Annotated in this window: 23 protein-coding genes; all 23 read left to right on the forward strand. The window is 39.5% G+C overall.

Features of this window, described 5'->3' with window-relative positions; translation table 11 throughout:
* Positions 1 to 37: 37 nt before the first annotated feature.
* Positions 38 to 613 carry a hypothetical protein gene (locus LI288_RS10450; RefSeq protein WP_227090349.1) on the forward strand — a complete coding sequence of 192 codons (576 nt, stop codon included), beginning with the start codon at positions 38 to 40 and terminating at the stop codon, positions 611 to 613.
* Positions 610 to 1,437: a hypothetical protein gene (locus LI288_RS10455; protein WP_227090350.1), complete on the forward strand. Its 828-nt coding sequence runs from the start codon at positions 610 to 612 to the stop codon at positions 1,435 to 1,437. The genes LI288_RS10450 and LI288_RS10455 overlap by 4 nt, the downstream gene beginning before the upstream one ends.
* On the forward strand, positions 1,438 to 2,199 hold the full coding sequence (locus tag LI288_RS10460; RefSeq protein ID WP_227090351.1) for a hypothetical protein: 762 nt from the start codon (positions 1,438 to 1,440) through the stop codon (positions 2,197 to 2,199).
* Between the two features lie 40 nt (positions 2,200 to 2,239).
* Positions 2,240 to 3,097 (forward strand): hypothetical protein, encoded by an 858-nt coding sequence (locus LI288_RS10465; RefSeq protein ID WP_227090352.1) that lies wholly within the window; start codon positions 2,240 to 2,242, stop codon positions 3,095 to 3,097.
* A gap of 35 nt (positions 3,098 to 3,132) precedes the next feature.
* Positions 3,133 to 3,819: an ATP-binding cassette domain-containing protein gene (locus LI288_RS10470; protein WP_227090353.1), complete on the forward strand. Its 687-nt coding sequence runs from the start codon at positions 3,133 to 3,135 to the stop codon at positions 3,817 to 3,819.
* 227 nt (positions 3,820 to 4,046) lie between these two features.
* A complete protein-coding gene (locus LI288_RS10475) occupies positions 4,047 to 5,234 on the forward strand; it encodes a pyridoxal phosphate-dependent aminotransferase (RefSeq protein ID WP_264473957.1) in 1,188 nt (395 codons plus the stop codon).
* A gap of 132 nt (positions 5,235 to 5,366) precedes the next feature.
* Positions 5,367 to 5,588 (forward strand): transposase, encoded by a 222-nt coding sequence (locus LI288_RS10480; protein WP_227090354.1) that lies wholly within the window; start codon positions 5,367 to 5,369, stop codon positions 5,586 to 5,588.
* Between the two features lie 11 nt (positions 5,589 to 5,599).
* Positions 5,600 to 6,079 carry a pyridoxamine 5'-phosphate oxidase family protein gene (locus LI288_RS10485; protein WP_227090355.1) on the forward strand — a complete coding sequence of 160 codons (480 nt, stop codon included), beginning with the start codon at positions 5,600 to 5,602 and terminating at the stop codon, positions 6,077 to 6,079.
* A gap of 108 nt (positions 6,080 to 6,187) precedes the next feature.
* A complete protein-coding gene (locus LI288_RS10490; RefSeq protein ID WP_227090356.1) occupies positions 6,188 to 6,922 on the forward strand; it encodes an acyl-[acyl-carrier-protein] thioesterase in 735 nt (244 codons plus the stop codon).
* A gap of 116 nt (positions 6,923 to 7,038) precedes the next feature.
* Positions 7,039 to 7,590, forward strand: coding sequence for a dihydroxyacetone kinase transcriptional activator DhaS (gene dhaS, locus LI288_RS10495; RefSeq protein WP_022431186.1), 552 nt, complete (start codon positions 7,039 to 7,041; stop codon positions 7,588 to 7,590).
* Between the two features lie 229 nt (positions 7,591 to 7,819).
* A complete protein-coding gene (locus LI288_RS10500; RefSeq protein WP_022431187.1) occupies positions 7,820 to 9,157 on the forward strand; it encodes a radical SAM protein in 1,338 nt (445 codons plus the stop codon).
* Between the two features lie 403 nt (positions 9,158 to 9,560).
* Positions 9,561 to 10,262: a LytR/AlgR family response regulator transcription factor gene (locus LI288_RS10505; RefSeq protein ID WP_022431188.1), complete on the forward strand. Its 702-nt coding sequence runs from the start codon at positions 9,561 to 9,563 to the stop codon at positions 10,260 to 10,262.
* Between the two features lie 264 nt (positions 10,263 to 10,526).
* Positions 10,527 to 11,534, forward strand: coding sequence for a sensor histidine kinase (locus tag LI288_RS10510; RefSeq protein ID WP_227090357.1), 1,008 nt, complete (start codon positions 10,527 to 10,529; stop codon positions 11,532 to 11,534).
* A 146-nt stretch (positions 11,535 to 11,680) separates the two neighbouring features.
* Entirely contained in the window at positions 11,681 to 11,863 is a 183-nt protein-coding gene (locus LI288_RS10515) for an accessory gene regulator B family protein (RefSeq protein WP_227090358.1), read from the forward strand.
* A gap of 23 nt (positions 11,864 to 11,886) precedes the next feature.
* Complete coding sequence (locus LI288_RS14730) at positions 11,887 to 12,105, forward strand: accessory gene regulator B family protein (RefSeq protein ID WP_369122875.1); 219 nt, start codon at positions 11,887 to 11,889, stop codon at positions 12,103 to 12,105.
* Between the two features lie 188 nt (positions 12,106 to 12,293).
* Complete coding sequence (locus LI288_RS10525) at positions 12,294 to 13,511, forward strand: hypothetical protein (protein ID WP_227090359.1); 1,218 nt, start codon at positions 12,294 to 12,296, stop codon at positions 13,509 to 13,511.
* A 30-nt stretch (positions 13,512 to 13,541) separates the two neighbouring features.
* The gene (locus LI288_RS10530) at positions 13,542 to 14,261 is read left to right on the forward strand and encodes a hypothetical protein (RefSeq protein ID WP_022431192.1); all 720 of its coding nucleotides are present in this window, start codon (positions 13,542 to 13,544) and stop codon (positions 14,259 to 14,261) included.
* 26 nt (positions 14,262 to 14,287) lie between these two features.
* Positions 14,288 to 15,454: a hypothetical protein gene (locus tag LI288_RS10535; RefSeq protein WP_227090360.1), complete on the forward strand. Its 1,167-nt coding sequence runs from the start codon at positions 14,288 to 14,290 to the stop codon at positions 15,452 to 15,454.
* Between the two features lie 34 nt (positions 15,455 to 15,488).
* Entirely contained in the window at positions 15,489 to 16,691 is a 1,203-nt protein-coding gene (locus LI288_RS10540; protein ID WP_227090361.1) for a hypothetical protein, read from the forward strand.
* A gap of 25 nt (positions 16,692 to 16,716) precedes the next feature.
* Positions 16,717 to 19,032 carry a hypothetical protein gene (locus LI288_RS10545; RefSeq protein ID WP_227090362.1) on the forward strand — a complete coding sequence of 772 codons (2,316 nt, stop codon included), beginning with the start codon at positions 16,717 to 16,719 and terminating at the stop codon, positions 19,030 to 19,032.
* A gap of 16 nt (positions 19,033 to 19,048) precedes the next feature.
* On the forward strand, positions 19,049 to 19,936 hold the full coding sequence (locus tag LI288_RS10550) for an ABC transporter ATP-binding protein (RefSeq protein WP_227090363.1): 888 nt from the start codon (positions 19,049 to 19,051) through the stop codon (positions 19,934 to 19,936).
* Positions 19,937 to 20,087: 151 nt separating this feature from the next.
* A complete protein-coding gene (locus LI288_RS10555; RefSeq protein ID WP_022431197.1) occupies positions 20,088 to 20,813 on the forward strand; it encodes a LytR/AlgR family response regulator transcription factor in 726 nt (241 codons plus the stop codon).
* A 14-nt stretch (positions 20,814 to 20,827) separates the two neighbouring features.
* A complete protein-coding gene (locus tag LI288_RS14455) occupies positions 20,828 to 22,117 on the forward strand; it encodes a sensor histidine kinase (protein WP_227090364.1) in 1,290 nt (429 codons plus the stop codon).
* Positions 22,118 to 22,187 lie beyond the last annotated feature (70 nt).

The following is a 22,187-nucleotide window of genomic DNA, read 5'->3' on the forward strand; positions in this document are numbered from 1 at the left end:
TTGAAATAAAATAGGGGAAGAAATGTAGGAGGTGCGTATGAAAAAAAAGAAGTGGATTGGAATTGGCATAGTATTGGTGCTGGTGTTTGTGGTAATAGCCGCGGTAATCAATGTCAATAAAAGGTTTCCGCAGCGGACAAAAGAAGTGTATGCGCCGGGTGAATGGATGCCACTGGATAACAGTGTGTCGGTTTGTACGGATACGGCAAGAATTTTAGAGGGTGAGGAACTGGAAGCCTGTATGCGGGATGAATTCGGCGGACAGGATTTTCAGGTAAAAAAGAAAAAAGGCCGTGTACGGCAGCTTGTTATTAAGTTCAGAATTAAAAATACAGGGGATTCGGAAATTAATATCTGGCAGTATATGTTAAAGCTGGCGGTTAATTCATATCCGGACGGGTGGACCAATGGTTTAGGTACGCATTATGCGCAGGAGAATACGCTTGCCGCAGGAGAAGAATGTGAATGTATGGCGGCCTATACAATCGGACTGGGAATGGTCAGTGACAGTGAATATCCGCGGTTTGTAAAGAATAATACATTCCAGATTGTGCAGGCGGTTTATCCGGTTCAGAGAATGATTGAATTTAAGATAGGGGAGGAAGGAACATGAAGGCAGTATTAAAAATAGAATTTCAAAGATTGTTCCGTTCGGTGACATTTTATATCAGCCTGGGAATCGGATTGATATTGACGATGACACAGTTTGTAATGGTCGGTTTGCAGGAGTCCATGCACATTTTAGATGCGTACTCGCCCAAAGGCATATCGGAACCGTCTGGGGTATTCAGCAGTTATTTCGGAATGGCAGGACCGCCGCTGGTGTACCGCCAGATTTATTATCTGATACTTCCGATACTGGCGGTATTTGCCTATGCAACGACATTTTGCGCAGACCATAATTCGGGATATGTTAAAAATCTGTATACAAGAACCAACAAGAAATATTATTATGCCGCAAAGTATATTGTAAGCTGTACTGCGGGAGGACTTGTGGGGACAGTTCCGCTTGCCGTGAATCTGATTGCCAATATGATGGTGCTTCCGTCTTTAAAACCGGTGGCAGCGCTGGGGTGTTATGCAGTGAACGGAATTGCGCTGTGGGGAGATATTTTTTATACACACCCGTACATATTTATGGTATTGTACCTGATATTAATTTTTTTCTATCAGTTTATTTTTGTTTCACTGGCATTGTTATTGTCAACATGGGTCAATAACCGCTTTTTAATAACATTGTTTCCGTTCTTACTGAACTATTTTTCATATATGATGCTTTCATTTATTAAAAAGGCGAAGTATAGTCCAATCATTATTATGGATATGACAAGAATCAATGCGTTAAGATTCGGACCGGTTGTATTGGAATGTGTGTGTCTGACAGTGCTTTTTGGCGGAGTGTATTTCTGGAGGCAGAAGAAAGATGAAGGGTTGTAGATGAAAGAGTTTTTAAAAGCAAATAAGGGGTGCGTTCTTGCGATTGCACTGATAAGTCCGGTTGTGGTGGTATTTTTTGAATATATATTTTATTACCACATACAATACAGAACGGAAAATGTCAAATGTGTGTATGACATTATCGGTGCGGGCATGCAGACATGTCTGTATCAAATGGCGGTAATATTTATTCCGTTTACAATGGTTTATTTTTTTAAGGGCTGTTACCGGTACGGAATTATTATCCGGCAGACACAGTTAAAGCAGGTATGGCTGAAAATGTGTGTAAAGCTTACAAAGATTATTTTGGCGGTTTCCGTATATTTAACAGTGCTGATCTGTCTGATACCGTTTTGTTTTACGGATGTTATATGGAACTGGAGTGCGCAGACAAGCTATGTGTATATTTACGGCGGCGTGGATACGGTATATCATCCGTCTGTGATACTGGTGGCGGCAGGCTGCTTTACGGCGGTGTTTACGGCATTAATGATTGTGTGTGTATTGATGTTATTTTTCTGGTGGGTCTTTGAATCACCGGTCGGCGGATATATTGTCATGCTTTTGTATGCCGCAGAAGAAATGTACCGGGGCTTGGTTTTTAACGGCAGAGTTACCATGAATGCCGTTGTAATCAGCGAAAAGCATATCCGGGTGTTTTCAAATTTTATCTACCCGGTACTGGTGCTTGCGGGACTGTTGATGATCACTTACATTTTGTTCTGCAAAAAGGATTTGTTAAAAAAAGATATTTATAATTAGAAATGGAGATTAGTGTGATGCCTGCGGAAAGGAGATTGGAATGAAGCTGTTTATACAGGAAGTACAAATGGATATCAAACAGGGTATTTTATATAAATATCAGCGATATGTCATTGCTATTCTTTTAGGGTGCGTCCTGGCGATGTTTTATGTAACAACATGTTTTCATGCGCTGGACAGGGGAAAGATATCATCAATGAATTTTACGCTGGGCGATATGCTGTTGTATTTTTTCAGGGGAAAAGAAATATACAATCCGATAAACGGTGCAGAGTTTATGATTCCGACAGAATATATGATGTTACAGCTCTATCTTTCTTATATGATAGGGGATTACATTTTAAAAGACTTACTGGGGGTTGGAAAAAATATTCTCGTGCGGACACAGAAAAGAGTATTCTGGTGGCTGAGTAAATGTGTGTGGTGTGTCATCACAGTTATTGGATTTTATGCAGCAGTTTATCTTTCGGCGGTTTTTATCTGTATGATTACCGGCGGTTCACTGACAACGGCGCTTACACCGGAGATTGTACAGACGGTCTGTGGAATCCCGGCGGCGGTCAATGATGTACCGGTAGATTTACAGGTACTGCGGCATACCGTCTGCTGGCTTCCGCTGGTTACGTCTGTAGGAATGGCATTATTCCAGATGATGCTGGCGCTGGTTATCAGTCCGGTTATTGCATATATTGTAAATGTTGCACTGCTCACGGCAGCGGCATATTATACAGTACCGTTTTTGCAGGGAAATTCATTTATGATGTTAAGAAATGCCTGTTGTGTGGACGGGGGTGTCAATACAGGACTTTCGATAGGAATTTCTGTGGCAGTGGCGGTTATTTCGATTATTATCGGTAAGATTTATTTTGATAGAATGGATATTTTAAAAAAGAGATGATGCGGCAGATGGGATGCCGGAAATGGAGGAGCAGAATGAAAATTGAAATACAAAATTTATGCAAGACAATTAAAAAGGTGCCGATTTTACAGGATATTACGGTTACATTTGAAAGCGGAAAAATTTACGGATTAAAGGGTAAGAACGGTTCCGGTAAAACCATGCTGATGCGTGCCATATCGGGGCTGATTATTCCAAACAGCGGAACGATTAATATTGATGGTGAAATTCTCGGCAAGGATATTTCATTTCCGAGAAGTATCGGGATTTTAATTGAAAATCCGTCCTTTTTGGGAAATTATACAGGTTATAAGAATCTGGAAATGCTTGCTTCAATTCAAAAACGGATTGGTGAAGATGAAATCCGTGAAACACTGGCGGAGGTCGGACTCGACCCGGATGATAAGCGTACATACCGTAAATATTCTCTCGGTATGAAGCAAAGGCTTGGTATTGCAGCGGCAATTATGGAAAAGCCGGATATTGTGATTTTAGATGAGCCGATTAACGCCCTCGATGAATCCGGGGCTTTAAAGGTGCGGGAGATTTTGTGGAAGCTGCGTGATAACGGTTCAATCATTATTCTTGCCTGTCATGATGCAGAGGAGCTGAATCTCCTGTCTGATGAGATTTATCATATTGCCGAGGGAAAAATCACAGGACATGAAGTAGCGGAACACAATGAAAATACAGAAAATCAGAAAAAATCAGAACCGCAGTAGATGTTGTATTAGTGAAAAAGTTGTATACATTTCATACCGGAAAGTGTTATAATCTCATGTATAATTATTAGATGTATGGGGAGGTTTGTGTGAACAATCCTTAAATCAAAGATTGTTCACACAGATATTTGTGCCGCGGCAGCACAAATATCTTTTTATTGCAGAACTGAATTGCATCAGTTCGCGATTTCTCCGGCATTAAAATGTTCGCAGAAATGAGGATTAGTATGATAGTATCAGAGAAAATGTATGAACTTGGCAGTAAGCGTTCTGCTATCAGAGAATTATTTGAATACGGAAAAAAGAGAGCGGCGGAAATCGGCGCGGAAAATGTTTATGATTTCAGCCTTGGTAATCCGACTGTTCCGGCACCGGAATGTGTCAATGAGACAATCCGGGAGCTGACAAAAGAATTAGACAGTGTACATCTGCACGGCTATACGTCTGCACAGGGCGATTTAGAAACCAGACAGGCAATTGCAGACTATCTGAATAAAACGTATCAGACAGCATTTAAAGCAGATAATTTTTATATGACAATGGGAGCGGCTGCATCACTCTCACTGTGTTTTAAGGCACTTACAACGGATAGTGAAGACGAATTTATCACGATTGCACCGTTCTTCCCTGAATATCAGGTATTTGTGCAGGCGGCAGGCGCAAAGCTTACAATTGTACCGCCGGATACAAAGAATTTCCAGATTGATTTTGATGCGTTAGAAGCACGTTTAAATATACATACAAAAGGTGTAATTATTAATTCTCCAAACAATCCATCCGGTGCGGTTTATTCTGAGCAGACCATACAGAAGCTGGCAGAGCTGCTTACGAAAAAATCCAAGGAATTCGGAACACACATTTTTATTATTACGGATGAACCGTATCGTGAAATTGTATATGACGGTGTAGAAGTGCCATATGTCACAAAATATTATAATGATACACTGGTATGCTATTCTTACAGCAAATCCCTGTCACTTCCGGGTGAGCGAATTGGATTTGTGCTGGTGCCGGACGAAGCATACGAAAGTCGTGAAGTGTATGCGGCAATCTGCGGAGCGGGCAGGGCTTTAGGTTATGTGTGTGCACCAAGTCTGTTCCAGAAAATGCTTGTGAAGTGTATCGGCAATACAGGTGATGTGAATCTGTATAAGAAGAACCGTGATTTATTGTATCAGGGACTGACGGAATTAGGATATGAGTGCTTTAAGCCGGACGGTGCATTTTATATGTTTGTAAAAGCGCTGGAAGACGATGCCGATGCTTTTTGTGAAAAGGCAAAGGAAGAAGATTTACTGCTTGTATCGGCAACGGATTTTGGTTGTCCGGGATTTGTAAGAATTTCGTATTGTGTGGATGAAGCAATGATTCAGCGCTCATTTAAGGCATTTGAAAAGCTGAAGGCACGGTATTAAAAATCTGTGCAGTTGTACAAGAAAAGTTGTCGAAAGTAACATATAATGGTCTCATAAATTAAGACACTTTTTCGGACAGATTTTAATGAATCTGATATACTACAATCAGTATGAAAGAGAGGATTCAAAATCATGTCCAGAAAAAGAAGAAATTTTAGCGCAAAATTCAAATCAGACCTTGTTATCGAACTGTTAAAGGGTGAGAAGGATATCAATACCCTGGCAGTTGAAAATAATATTCAGCCAAATCTGCTCCGAAATTGGAAGAAGGAATTTCTTGACAATGCGTCGGTTGTATTTGACGACAAGCGTGAGGAAAATCTTAAGGAAAAAAATCTTAATCGGAATTTGTGAGAGAAAAAAGGATGCGTAGAACACAAAATGAAATGAAAAGTATCGAAGAAATCTGTGCGGTATTAGACAAATGTAAGGTTTGCCGCCTTGCAATAAATCACAACGGATATCCGTATCTTGTACCGATGAATTTTGGATATGAAAGAGAAGGCGGAAAAATTTATTTGTATTTTCATGGGGCAAATGCGGGAACGAAAAAAGAACTCATAGAAAAAGACGGCAGGGTTGCTTTTGAAATGGACGTCCATGAGGAAGCAAGAATCAGTCCTGTTGCCTGCAACAGTTACATGGATTATGAAAGTGTCTGCGGTACGGGAAATGCAGAAATTGCAGATGATACACAAAAGCGGGCGTATCTGGAAAAAATCATGAGACATTACACAGATATTCCATTTGAAATGCTTGAAAAAGCAATTGAAAAGACAATGGTAATCCGCGTGGAAGTAGTAACGATTACGGGGAAATTCCATAGGACGGGGAAGGGGGAATAATAGTAGAAAAGCATAACATCATAGTCGCAAAATTTTCCGATATATGCTATACTTTCCTCATGAAAATAATCAGCCGGACTGCGGTATGGCTGGGAAGTGGGGATTTGCATGAAGTATAAACACAACTACCAGATAGGTCTTGAAGACGTTGATATCAAAGGCAATGCAACGAACAGGGCATTGATGACAATGATGGAGGATATTGGCGGGTTACATTCGGATTCGGTTGGATACGGACTGGATTCGGTAGAACAGACAGGACAGGCGTGGGTAGTGCTTGACTGGAAAATAGAGATTGTCAGACGTCCACATTACCGGGACAATATTACTGCGTATACATGGTCAAGAAATCATAATATCGCCTGTGCATACAGGGATTTTGAATTGTTTGATGCGCAGGGAGAAAAGCTTGCGCGGGCAACATCACGCTGGGTTTTGATTGACATTGTAAAGCGTAGACCTTTGCGGCTTACGCAGGAATTGATTGAAAAATATCAGGGGGAGCCGCAGAGTCAGGCGTTTGAAGAAGAGCTCGAAAATATGTCATATCCAAAAGATTTTTTTGATACGGAAAATGCAGTAAAACAACGCTATACAGTACTGCGCCGGGATATTGATTCCAATATGCATATGCACAACTTAGCTTATTTAGATGCCGCCGGAGAGCTTCTACCGCAGCAGATTTATGAAGAAGGCGAAAAGAATCATATCCGCATTTCATATAAGAAGGAAATTCTTTACGGAGAAGAAATTACCGGCGTGTATATCCAGCATGAAGACAGACACGCTGTCGGTCTTACAGATACCAATAAAGGTGTGCGTGCCATTGTAGAACTTTGGTAAATATCAGTATTAGCAGTATAGAACCTTTTATCGTACCAAATTCACAATTGAAAAGTGTGTCTGAATTGTATATAATATAATACAGTGCGAAAAAGAGGAAGGGGGTTGTATCTGAAATGCCAGATTCTAATATTACCAAGAAAGCGCTTGCAATGGCAATGAAAGAATTAATGGAGCAGATACCGTTTTCTAAAATCAGTGTTTCCGACATTTGTGAAAAATGCGGCATGAACCGGAAAAGCTTTTACTATCATTTTAAAGATAAATATGATTTGGTGAACTGGATTTTTGATGTGGAATTTTTTCAGGCTGTCCATGTCCGGGATTACAATTTGCCAAACTGGTCGTGGCGTTTTTTGGAGGACAGCTGTCAGTATTTTTACGAAAACCAGTCATTTTACAGAAAGGCACTGCAGATTGAAGGGCAGAATTCTTTTGTAGAACATTTCAGGGAAACGTTAAAGCCATTGTTAAAAATGGTTGTAAAAAATATTCTGGCAGACCCGCAATATGAAGAATTCTGCATCAATTTTTATTCGGATGCATTTATTGCGGCGCTGGAGCGCTGGCTGTCGGAAAAAGAATGTACAGAGCCGGAATTATTTATTAAAATGTTGCAGTCGAGCATCGGCGCATTAATAAAATATGTAGAAACGGATAACGGGTAGCTGTTATCCGTTTTTTAAGTTCATTTTTACCCAATCCATTTAATTTTGAAATATACTTGTGCCGGGAACGTTTATAGAAAAGCCACACATTTTCAAAAATGTCCCAAAATGTAACAATTTTTAAATTTGTCCTAAATTGTTACAAAAATGTCGTTGTGTCTAATGTAAATTGTTTCATTTCACAGTAAAATTTAACGCATATCGAGACTGAAGAAATGGAGAGATTACTATGGCGAACAAATTACAAAAGGGAATGCAGGATTTTGGTATTAAACAGGCATTAAAATATCTGGAAAAAGACCCGGAAGAAAATATTCCAAAGTTGATGGAAATGGTTGACCGGTTCGCACCGCAGGGCTGGTACGAAGGACAGCGTAATATGATTCGTAAGGTAATACAGGAAAAAGGCAACTGGTATGAGTTGATTTTACGACTTTATGAATTAGACCCGGGTGTAAGGAAGGCATTCTTTCAGAACTTCATATTTAATGCAAGTTTAAACGGAAGTGCGTTACAGGACCAGCTTTCACAGGAAAATAACTGTAATATTCCGTGGGCAATTCTGCTTGATCCGACATCAGCCTGCAATCTGCATTGTACAGGATGCTGGGCTGCAGAGTACGGACATCAGTTGAATTTAAGCCTTGAAACGATTGATTCCATTGTAAAGCAGGGCAAAAAACTCGGTACTTATATGTACATTTACACCGGTGGTGAGCCGCTGGTTCGTAAACAGGATTTAATCAAGATTTGTGAAATGAACCCGGATTGTGAGTTCCTTTCATTTACCAATGGTACATTAATTGATGAAGAATTTTGTCAGGAAATGCTTCGTGTAAAGAATTTTGTACCGGCAATCAGTCTGGAAGGCTTTGAAGATGCCAATGACGGACGCCGTGGTGACGGTGTATTCCAGAAGGTTCAGCACGCAATGAAACTGTTAAAGTCCCACAAACTGCCGTTTGGTATTTCAACCTGCTACACAAGCAGGAATTTTGAAGATATCAGCAGCGAAGCTTTTTATGATATGATGATTGAAAGCGGCGCGTTATTTGTATGGTATTTCCATTATATGCCGGTTGGCAATTCCGCAGTGCCGGAATTACTGCCGACACCACAGCAGCGTGAGGAAATGTATAAGAGAATCCGTCATTTCCGTGAAACAAAGGCAATTTTCGGGATGGATTTCCAGAATGACGGTCAGTTTGTTGGCGGCTGTATTGCAGGCGGCAGACGGTACTTACATATCAATGCAAAGGGCGATGTAGAGCCATGTGTATTTATTCATTATTCAAATGTAAATATTCATGACTGCACACTGCTTGAAGCATTAAAGAGTCCGATTTTCCAGGCATATCATGACAACCAGCCGTTTAATGACAATCATCTGCGTCCATGTCCGATGCTTGAAAATCCGGAAAAACTCCGTCAGATGGTTAAAGAAACAGGCGCTGTCAACACCGATTATCAGGATATGGAATCCGTAGACCATTTGTGTGATAAATGCGAATCTTATGCGGAAAACTGGAAGCCGACAGCAGAACGTTTGTGGAATCAGAAGAAATAGAAGCAATAGAGCAAAGCCATAAAGAATAAAATAAAGAATTGCGTAATATGAAAAGACTGCCGCTGGAGCGTGAGGGATACATTCAATGCCTTTAATGAACCGGAAAGCGGCAGTCTGATTTTATATCTTTAATATATATGATAAGTTAAATATAAAAATTAAAAGAATTAAAAATTGCAAAGTACGTCATATATCTGCAAAGTAGGACATGACTATTGTATATCCGGTAACAAAATAATAAAATAAAGAAAAAGTTCGTGATTTGCGGAGGGGATAGTGCGAAAAATCACACTGATGTGCTGATTTTTCACACAGATGTTTGCTTCCGAACGAAAGCAAACACCTATGATAGCAGATGAGAAATCGCTTCTTCGCAAAAAGTCGCTCAGGAATGGAGATTAGCGTGTTTAATATTGCAGTTTGCGATGATATGAAAGAAATTACAGCACAGCTTGTTCAAATTGCGGAACAGCAGTCCATGAAACAGATACAGACAGTAAAGGGATTTTATTCCGGTGGACAGTTGATGGAATATATGGCAAAAAATAATGTGGATTTACTATTTTTGGATATTGAACTGGGGGATATGACAGGAATAGATATCAGCAGGAAAATCCGGAAAGAAGATCATAATGATACGATGCAGATTGTATATATGACCGGAAAAGAAGGATATGAGCGCGAATTGTTTGATTTTCAGCCGCTAAATTTTTTAGCAAAGCCGTTAAATGAAGCAAAGGTGCGGGAATGTATTGCAATGGCATATGGAAAATGGACTGTCCGTAAACATAAATTTTATTACAGAAAATATTATGAGATATATGCAGTCAGCGTTGGAAGAATTATTTCCTTTGAAACTGATAAAAGATATATTCTCATGACAACAACAGAGGGCGAAGAACGGTTCAGGGCAACAATGGAGCAGATAGAAGAACAGGTCAGACATCACGGATTTTTAAAGATAAATCAGGCAGTTATCCTCAATATGGAATATATCCGGCAGTTTCATAAAGACAGGATACAGATGAGTAACGGAAAGATATATTATACAAGCCGGAGTTATCAGAAAGAGGCGCAGAGAACGTATTTAAAATTTATGGATTAGGGATAGGATATGGGAACAGCAGGATATTTGATTACCAATATATTCAGAGTGTATTTAATATATCGGTTTTATAATATATTTTTTACCCAATATAAAATTAATAAGAAATATGTATTTTTTATATATCTGATATATTATGTAATAAATTCAGTCGTATATATTCAAATTTGTATACCGGTTGTTACATTAGCGGTAAATATTGTCAGTTTAATGGCGGTTACATACATATATCAGGCAACATTCCGTAAAAGAATGTTTTATGTCATGGTACAGTTGGGTTTATCAATCTGTACAGAGGCAATAGCAGTGCTTGTATCGGTAAATGTCATGCCGGAGCTTACCAGTCAGAATATGGAAGATTACACGATGATTCAGTATTTTATTGCAAATATTTCCTGTTTTCCGATTGTACTCGGAACCGAGAAAATAAAACGGACCGGTCAGGGAGAAGAAATACCGGGAATGTATTGGGTATTGCTGCTGTTACTGCCTGTATTTTCAATTTATATTGCGGCGGTGCTTTGTATGCTGCCGGAAAAATATAATCTGATTACGGGTGTGAGTTTTGTATTGTTATTGTTGATGAATCTTATTGTTTTTTATCTATATGATGTATTGTCGCAGTTCATGGCTGAAAAGATAAAGGAAAATAAAATAGAAGAGCAGAACAGGAATTACGAACAGCAGCTTTACCATTATGAGGAGCTTTTTGAAAATACACGGGCATTAAGACATGATTTGAAAAATCATTTTGGGGTTATATACCTTTTGGCGGAACAAAATCAGGATAAAGAAGTCATAAACTATGTACAACGTTTTTTAGATATGTCCGATAACGGGGGGTATCGGATTTCAACGGGAAATGTATCATTGGATGCGCTGATTTCTTATAAATATGAAGAAGCTAAAAGACAGGGAATTTGTATAAATACAGAAGTTGCAATCGCAAAAAACACCCGGTGGAATGATGTCGATTTGTGTACTATTACCGGAAATTTACTGGATAATGCCATTCGGGCAGCCAAAGATATTGAAAATGCATCGATTGAATTTGTTATGCGCCAGCATGAAAATAAAATGGTCATAAAGGTGAAGAATCCATATCGCGGTGTTTTAAAGAGGAGGGAAGATGTATTTGAAACAACAAAACAGAATAAAAGTCGGCATGGAATCGGATTGGAACATATTAAAAAAATTGTAGAACAATATCATGGGGTAATAGATTTTGATACGCAAAATGGGGAATTTGTTGTCAGATTAATTCTTTATTAATGTAAAAATTTTACCGAATAAACCAACATTTTGCAGAATAAACCAACATTGCTTGATTTTGAAAAATCCCATGTTAATGTAAGGATAGAAACAGGGGAAAGTAACAGAAAGGGTTAAGCAGTTAAAAAAGTATCAGGGAAGTAAACGTGATTAGGGGAAAAACAGTTAGCGACATTTTGGTTGAATATGAGATTATTTTACCGGAAGAAAGAGAAATAGTAACTTACGGAATTAAGCAGACAGTTATAGCATTAGGACATATTGCATTATTTCTGATAATCGGATTTGGAATGCATATGTTTTGTGAAACGACAGTATATTTTGTATAGTACATCTATGTATCATGTGTGGCATGATTATTTGGTTATCACCGGTGCAGAATGGTAATAATCCGTTAAACGAACATGAAAAAAGGGCATATCGTTGCAAAAGCGCCGTATACAGTATCATAGGGGTGATACTGTCATGTCTTTTTGCATGGATGAAATTACCGTCATATAGATACAGTATCAATATGGCGATGATGAGCGTGTTCATTCTGCAAATGGTGGGAATGGTTAAGTATAGTTAAATGAAGGGGAGAAATGGATTTCGGTTTTGACAGTGCATACGCAAACTGCAATGCATGGGACGATGACGGTAATCACAGTGCAATTACGTTATATGAATAGAAAGAACTTTTAAATACAAAGGTGTTTTTTTGTGGCTGTAAAATGAATATGGAATATGAGTTTTACAGCCATAAAGAGGGGTGGGTATATGAGGAAAAAATTAATAGGTCTAGTGTTCACAGTATGTCTTATGTGCAGTGCGTGTACTGCAAAAAATCAAAGTGAACAGCCGCAAAGCAGTGATTTAAATCAGGCAAAGCAGCTTGAAATTCAGACCGTGCAGGAAACAGAAAATGATTCGCAGAGCTATTGGGGAACGGTGGCACATAATTTTGCAAAAGGCGAAGGCGGTTACTATTATATGGACAATGGTGACAGTTACTTGATGTTTTTTGATGAAGAAACACAGGAAAGCTATCCGTTATGTGCCTTGCCGAATTGTCAGCATAATACGACAGACTGCAATGCGTATGTTGGAACACAAAAGGGTACCGGGTATTTGATGCAGACGGTTTATTATTATAAAGATTCATTATATTTATTAAACAGTGAAGGATTTTTGGTACGTTTTTCACCCGATGGCGCACAGCGGGAAAAGATAGTACAAGTATACCAGTATGGGCAGGGAGATACAGGAACAAATCTTGTATTTCATAATGATTATGTTTATGTATACAATATGAATCAACATTTGGGAATGGAAGAAGAATATGCAGAAACGATTACCAGATACTCCTTAGACGGAAAAGAACAGGCGGTCGTTGCACAGTATACGGGAGCAAGCTGTGCCATTATGCAGGCAAAATGCTATGGAAATCAGTTGTTTTTTATTATATCGGATGTACAGAAACAAAACGTAAATGATAAGGTGGTATTAAATCAGGCATATAAGGGACTGTATGTATACCGGACGGATACAATGGAAGCGGGCAGAGTGCTGGAACAGGAAGTTACGGGGTATTGCATAGATGAAAATACAAACAAGCTTTTTTATTTTGTAAAAGAGAAGGGATTGTATAGTTATGATATTAATACTAAAGAACAGAAGCTGCTTGTAGAGGCAGATGAAAAGAATCAAATGCCGGAAATTTCATTTGACGGACAATACATTTATATGGATAACAGTGCGTGGGCATCAATTTCAAAAAGAATGGGAAAAGAAGTTGAAAAACAGTGTTTTGTAATTGATACAAACGGTAATATGATTCAGCAAATTTCAGGGGAAAAGACACAACGGATTTATTTTGGTGACGGCAATTATTTATTTGCGCAGACGGTCATTCAAAAAATAAGCGGGGGAAATTCAGAATACAGTTATATTAATAAATCATTGCCGGGTGAGTGGGAATGGAAGGCAATGGAGTAAGAACTGTGCCGTTATAGTGGAGGTGGAATTATGAAAAAAATATATATCATTGGAATAGTGCTGGCATTGGTATTTTCTATAACAGGGTGTGGGATACGGGAAACGAAAAATGCAGATAAGCAGGAGAGTACAGTATCGACAGAAACAAAAAGACAGGAACCGCTGAGAATAGAAAAAACACATAAAGACGGGATAACTTACATACAGGAACAATATTTACAATATCAGATAAAATATCTGGCAATGGATAAAAAAGTCATATCCGAAGAAAAAGTAAAAGAATTTATGTTAAAAGGCTATAAAGCTTCTTATGACAAAAAAGTAACTGATGAAAATGAAATTACAACAGAGTATTTAATTTGCGGCAATAATATTCAAATACCTGAAATTATTGAAAAAAATACCACTCAGAAGGTTGTGTATACACTGTATAACTTTGCTGGCGGATTATCAAAAAATGAATTTTCATTTTCAACAGATGAGTTAGAAGCGATGTATCAACCGTCTGTTGAAATTGAAGGAGAATCAGAGCAGACTGTTTATTTATTTTTTTGTATAGCCGTACAAAGTAACGGAGAAATAGAAAAATATTATAACGATTATAAAAAAGATTTGGAAAGTGCAGTGATTCAGGCAGATATAACGGAAGTTGACGGAACAGAGCATACACAATATTTTGGTATACGTCAAAAATATGAAACCTCTGATACACCGGCATATTTAGAGTTATATTTATTAGAAATGGAGTAGCGGCATAGTGAAAGCGGGGGACTACCATGAAAAAAAGATACATCATACTCACAGTTACAATTTTATTATTTACAAGCATATTTGCCACCGGCTGTACTCAAAAGCAGACTTCGGTTACACTGAATCCTTCAACTGAAGATGATCAGCCGTATTGGAATATCTTTGGGCGGTATATTACAAAATGTGAAAACGGATATTACTGTATAGAACAAATTGAGGCGGGGACAAACAGAATATGCTATCTTGATAATGAAACTAAAAACACAATTCCGTTATGTTCAAAGGCAGAATGCAGTCATACAGATGAAAATTGCAATGCGTATTTAAGCAAAAAATATAATGCACAGCAAATTTATTATTATAATGGCATGGTTTATGTAATTTACAATGATGATACTGACGGCTTATCCTATCTTGAGCAGGTTGCACCGGACGGTTCATATAGAAAAAGGCTGTTTGAAATCGGAGCTGTTTCTCCGGCATATTGTTTGACCTTTCATGATGAAAATGTGTACATTTATCAAAGACAGGGAAGTGTTTCAGGATATGAGGAATCCACAGCCGTACTTAGAAGACGTTCATTAGACGGAAAAGAAGATGAACATGCCTATGAGTACACAGGTTATGGTGCGGTGATTCATGCCGCCAAAAGCTATGGGGGAAAATTATTCTTTTTAGTGGAAGATGAGGGACGTGAAAGTACAGAACAGCATGCAGAGCGTACTTACACGCGTAAAGGCATTTTTGCATATGATTATGCAACAAAGAAAACAGAAAATATATCGTCCGGGGACATAACGGATTACACAGTAGATGAAGTTTCACAAACGCTTTATTATTATGTATTTAATGACGGTTTATATAAACGTAAATTGTCGGACAGCAAGGCGGAAAGAATCTACAAAATGGTCGAAAATGAAACAAATATCTGCCAGCTTTCCTTTGACGGAAAATATTTATATATGAGTAATGAACAATATTCTGTTTACTTTTTCAAGCGTACAAATACTTATTTATATGTTATGGATACAGACGGAAATGAATTGAACAAGATTCCTACAGAAGGTATGTATTTTACCTGTTTTGGCGATGAGCAGAATGTTTTTGGCGCAGATTCATGGGGCGGCGGACAAAAATATTATATTGAAAAAGCAGATATCCTGACAGCAAAAGAATGGATACCGGTTAATTAAAATTAATTTAGAACGTGAAAGCGGGTGATTATCAATGAAGAAAAAAATGATGATAACGTGTACAGTTGTCCTTGTTACTGCGGCGGTAATTTTAGGGTTTGTCCTGAAAAATCAGGTACGTGAAAATCCTGATAAGAATACAGTAAACGTGGCCATCGGGCAGTGGGGCACAACACAAAATGAATCGCAGAACTACTGGAATCCCGACAACCATGCAGTTGCAAAGGGCATGGGCGGCTATTATTTTATTCAGACAACAGATGGCATTTCAAAAATAGCATTTTTTGATGAAACAACACAGGAAGCGGTTGCAGTCTGTGCAAAACCGGAATGTACGCATAGTGACAATACCTGCAATGCGTATCTTTGTGATATGAAGCAGACCGGTTCGGCATTGTATCTGACCGATACGATATACTGCTATAACGGTTATCTGTATCTGATTCAATGTGAAGGCGGAATGGGAAAACTTGTGCGCATCCATACAGACGGAAGTGCAAGAGAAACCATTGCCGATTTATTTGCCAATACAGGCGTATCAAGCATATCACTTGTCTTTCATGAAAATGATGTCTACGCATATGATGATACCGGACATGCAGGTCAGGAGGAAGAAGCAGAAGAAGTTATTAAAAAAATTTCGCTGACAGACGGAACGGAACAGACCGTTTTTTCCTATACGGGAACAGGAGCTTCTATTGACCGCGGCAGAAGCTTTGGCGATAAACTATATTTTGTTATCCGGGAATATACAAAGAATAAGGAAACCAAGGCTGTGTCATCTGATTATAAAGGCTTGTTTGAATATGATTTTGCCACCGGAGATACCAGAAAGGTTATAGATGCCGATGTCTGTGACTATCATGCGGATACAGAAAATCAGATGCTGTTTTATTTTGTGCAGGGAACAGGGCTTTATGCCTATGACATGACACAGGGCAGTAATACTCTTATTTATCCGGCGGAAGATGAACTGATACAGTGCAAAATGTCTTATGACGGAAAAAATTTATATCTTTTTAACAATGGCGCAGGCAGAGCCACAGAAACAAAAGCACGCACCCAAAGATATTGTTATGTGCTGGATACCAAAGGGAATCAGATTGCCAAAATTCTCTGTAACGGTGTCGTTTATTTTGGCGATACAGACTATTTGTTTGAAGAAAATGCAGATAATCTGGAATATATGAAAAAAGAAAATTTATCAGATAAATCTGAGTGGATTCTGATAAATTAAAAATTGTCATATACAGGAGAATGGTATGGGAGAAGTAAAAAGGGTTTTTCATAAAAAGATGTGGATATTGATTGCGGTGGCAGTGCTAGGCAATTTGTGTCTGTTTTTGTACAGCGAGCTGGCAGGCAGAAGCTTTACGGAAATGTTTTTTGCGGCGGGACAGTATCAGAAGCTGGTTGAGCGTTATGAAAATATGAGTCTGGAACAGGCGCAGGAGCGGCTGGGAACGGAATTTGGCAATATCCGTAAATACGCAAAAATTTTAAAGCAGGAGAACAGTCAGGAAGAAACGAAAAATACTGCTCAAAATGAAATGCAGAACAGCCGGACGGCAGAAAATGCGGTACAGAAGCAGACATCGGAAGAACTTTTATCGGAAGTCGATGAAGGCAGTCGTGAAATGATAGCGTATCACCAGAGCCTGACAGCACAGCAGCAGACCCAGTTAGAATTACAGTTAAAGCAGCTGCGCAGTAAGCTCGAATATCTGAACGGATATGAGGCTTCCATTGATACAGTCATGGCAAACGCAGAAAATATGAAACGATTCCGTATTTTCTCCAAGCAGAATACATTTTCCTACAGCAACATTTTAAGGACGGCACAGGACTTTGAAAGAGTACAGAATGTCGAACTGAAGTTAGATAACGATAAAGGCGCAGATGCATTTGTTCACTACAACCTGATGTATTACATTGCGGCAGCGCTTATGGTGGCGGTGATTTATTCCCTTTTTGATGAACGTGAAAACGGAATGTGGCAGATTGTACATAACACCCCAAACGGAAGAACTGTACTTGCCCTCAAAAGACTGCTGTTGTTAGCGGGCGGTTCCTTTGCGATTCTCTTTCTTTTGTACGGCACGACATTTCTTACAGCGATGCTGTTATACGGCGGAGTAAAGGATTTGGCAAATCCGGTACAGACCTTTGTGGATTTTGGGAAATTTACATATACACTCAGTAAAGGCGCATATATTTTACGGCTGTTTTTCCTGTCATGGTTTATTTTAGCGGCATTCAGTATCATTTTATGGGCGCTGTTTATGGCATTCCGCAACCGCAACCATACGCTGATTTGCACAGCGGCATTTGTCGGCATAGAGATTCTCGTTTATCAGAAAATCGAAGTGCAGAGTGTGTATAACGTTTTTCATTATATTAATGTTGTCAGCTTTTTAAAAATCAGTGATTTGTACAGCACGTATATCAACTGGGGTTTTCAAAATTATGTATTTTCGGTCTTTTCCGTGGCATTGTTTTTCTTAACGGTGTGTGGTCTGTTTTGCGGAATTTTTGCGGTAATGCGCTATGCCGCCATGCGGCCGAATACAAAAGTGTCATTGTTATCCCGCATGTTTACGGCGGTTCACGGACAGTACCAGCGTGTATTTGCAAAATATCCGGTAGTATTAAAAGAACTGCATAAGCTGGTGATAACAGGAAAAGCCTTGTGGGCGGTGGCAGCACTGATAATCATAGCGGCATATTTCAGTACAACCGGACAGATAACATTTACCGATGCACAGAAAGAGTATGACAAAATGTATTTAGAGCATGGCGGAAAAGAGTACGGTTATATTGAAGATTATGTGCAGGAACGGCTCGAAGCATACCGGCAGGCGCAGGAAGCATTGGAAGAAGCGGCGGCGGCATATGAGGCCGGTGAAATTGAATTAAAAGAGTATACGGCGGCAGTCAGTGTCTTGCAGTATCAAAGACAGGTTGTAAATACGATTCAGGAGTACCAAAGCAAACTCTCTTACGCAGAGCAGATACGGGAAACAACCGGACAGGAAATATGGCTGATTTCCGACAGAGGATATGAAGAAATTTTCGGAAAATACAGCAGACAGCGTGAGTTTATTTTAATCCTTGCACTGGTAACGGCAATTATGATTATTGTATCTGAAAGTATTGCCATGGAGTACAGAACCGGCATGTATCAGATTGTACACAGTGCGCCAAACGGCAGAGCGGCGGTGATGCGCTGGAAGATTACCGCCTGTGTTGTATTGACCATAGGGCTGACGGCGGCGGTTTACGGCATTGATATCTGGAATTTGCACCACATTTACGGTATGCCGTATCTGGCAGCACCGGCGTTAAGCCTTACATTTCTGGAAAATGCGTGGGGCGGGCTTGCAGGTCATGTGAGTATTTCAGGGTGGCTTATGATATTACTGCTTGTAAGATTGGTTGTAGCATTGTTTACAATGACAGCTGCCATGCTGGTATCTAGAGCGATTGGAAAAAAGGGAAACAGAGCCTTGATGCCGGCAGTACTGGCAGGCGTTATTTTGCTGGTGTGGATACTGCATCAGGTGACACAGCTTGTATAAAGGAAGGGTGAAAAATATGGAATTACAGTTAGAGGGCTTATCTAAAACATACGGTACGGTGCAGGCATTACGGAAAGTAACTTACACTTTTAAGCCCGGCATTTACGGGATACTTGGGGCAAACGGCGCCGGAAAAAGTACGATGATTAACCTGATAACAGATAATGTCAGCAGGGACAGCGGCAGTGACGGCGGCAAAATTTTATATGACGGAGAAGATATTTTAAAGCTGGGGAAAAGGTTCCGTGCCATTGTCGGTTATATGCCGCAGCAGCAGGGATTTTATGAGGATTTTTCACCCAAAGCATTTTTAAAATATATGGCAGAGGTCAAAGGTTTAAAAGGGAAAAATGCAGAGGGCAAAACGGTCAATCAGCAGATTGACGAACTGCTTGAGGTTGTCAATTTAACCGGAGTTGCCCATAAAAAAATCGGCGGTTTTTCCGGCGGCATGAAACAGCGTGTGCTGCTGGCACAGGCACTGCTCGGCAATCCGAAAATACTCATTCTGGATGAGCCGACCGCGGGACTTGACCCAAAGGAGCGTATCGGAATCCGTAACTACATTGCCGAACTGTCAAAGGATAAAATCATTTTATTTGCAACCCACGTAGTCAGTGATATTGAGTGCATTGCAGACCACGTCCTTTTAATAAAGAAGGGACAGATTGTAGCAACGGGGACTCCGGTGGAACTGATTGAGAAAATGCAGGGAAAGGTCGCTGAGATTACCTGCACGCTGGATGATGTCGGTGCATTGCAGGCAGAGTATAAAGTCGGAAATATCCGTCAGCGGAAAAACGGACTGGCACTGCGGCTTGTCGGGGACATCCTGCCTAAAGAAGCCGTGCCGGTAGAAGATAATATTGATTTAGAAGATGTATATTTATATTATTTTGAGTAGAGAGACTTTTTGTGCCGTTTTGTGATGAAATTAATCAAAAATGAAGATTCATGCCCGTGTTGGAATGAGTATTGCCCAACTGCCGTAATTCATATATAATAGATATATAAATCGGGGGAATGGTTTAAAACACAAAACGGAGGAAAGAGTGATGTTTACGATTGCAGTCTGCGATGATGATATGCAGGAACGTATGCAGGAAGTCCAAATTGTCAAAAATATATTTTCCCAAAAAGAACTGGAAGCCGGGATTGAGGAATTTCAGACCGGACAGCATTTTTTAGACGTGCTGCACCGGGTTCCTTACGATATTGTTCTGCTTGATATCCAAATGGGCGAGGTTTCAGGTTTTATGCTTGCAGAGGAATTATATAAAATAACAGGAGGGGAAAATATTATTTTTGTCAGCAGTATGGAAAATCTGGTGTTTGAATCCATTCATTTCAGACCGTTTCGTTTTGTCAGAAAATCACATCTGGAGGAAGAACTTACAGAGGCGGTAGAAAGCTGGATACAGCAGAATACAAAAACGGAATGTCTGGAGTTTGATGAAACCGGAGGGGTTACGACGATTTTACCACAGCAGGAAATCATCTACATCGAAGTACAAAGCCATCATTTGTATGTCCACACACAGAAAGAAGTATTAAAGGTCCGCGGAAAAATTTCGGATTTCGCATATCTGGCTGAAACCGGAGATTTTTTATGTCCACATTATTCCTACTTATGTAATATGAGATACATATACGAGATACAGCGCGATAAAATTGTTATGAGTAATAACGAAGTTATCCGAATCAGCAGAGGAAAATTTGAAATGTGTAAGGCACGCTACCTGCGGTATATCAGAAAAATGGGAAACAGTATGTACAGATAGAAAAGAGGGAAAAAGTGTTAAATATAATAGTAGAGCAGATTACAAGCCTGGGTGACGGCGTGCTTATGATAGGTTCGCTGGCATACATACTGGGGGTCCGTAAAGGGAAAAGCAAATATCTGGTGTTATTTATGCTGCTACAGTACTTGTGTGCGCAATACCTGATTCAGCTGCCGGTACAGCAGTTTATATTGGGAATTGCAGTCAATATTGGAATGTGTTATGTATGTTTAAAAGAAAGCTGGCGGTCATGGTGCTTGTGGAGCATCATTATTATGATACTGTATATTGTGTCAAGCAGTGTCTGTTTTCCGGTGATTTCACTGGTAACCGGAGAACCGATGTCGGTACTGATTACAGGAAATATTTTCACAAGAATCTGCTCTATCTTAATTGCAAGACTGTTGCTGGTGATATTGATATGGGCAGCGATGATACAGAGAAAAAACAGAGTGTATTTAAAATGGCAGGAGTGGCTGTTAATTTTACTGATTCTGATTGCGGCGGCATTTATCCTGATTAGTCTGTTAGAAATAAACTTAAATACCGGCATATACGGAAAAGAGCAGGGACATATTCTCGGAATTTTCACCTTACAGCTGGTGATTCTGGGGTGCTGTACATTTCTGGCACTGCATATCAGTAAGATGAATCAGCGTATGAACGAGGGCAAAATCGTAGCAATCCAGCTGGACAAACAGAAAGCAATGATTGAAAAAGCTTATCAGATGCAGAGGGAAACAAGGATTTTAAGCCATGATTTAAAACATTATGCAATGGCGTGGACAAAGCTTCTCGAAGAAGGAAATGTGGAACAGGCAAAAAAGCAGATGGCAGGTTTTACGGGTGCAGTCAGCAGTATCGGAGTAAATGTTTACTACATTGTGGATAACGAAATGCTTAACGCGGTGATGTATGAAAAAGCGCAGCTGTGCCGGAAAAAGGACATTTTTGTGCGCTGGCAGATTACAACCAGCTATCCGAAAGAACGTGAAATGGATATGGCGATTGTATTTTCAAACCTAATGGACAATGCAATCCGGGCGGAGGAAAATCTGCCGGAGACAAAAAGATTTATTGGCGTAGACTGTTTTGAAGTCAATAATATCCGTCATTTTATTGTAAGTAATTATATAGAAGAATCCGTGTTGGACAGAAATCCGCAGTTACATACCACGAAAGAAGATGCTGAAAATCACGGACTTGGCATATTAAGCGTGAAAAAAGTTGTGAATCAATATGGAGGACTGATTGATATATCAGAAGAAAACAGCCGGTTTATGGTGCATATTGCTTGTGTATAATATATTTTATTACACGGGAAATCTGCAAAGTACGTCATATATCTGCAAAGTAGGACAAACCTATTGAAAA

The sequence above is a fragment of the Lachnospira pectinoschiza genome (assembly GCF_020564355.1).
In the GTDB taxonomy this organism is placed as follows: Bacteria; Bacillota; Clostridia; order Lachnospirales; family Lachnospiraceae; genus Lachnospira; species Lachnospira intestinalis.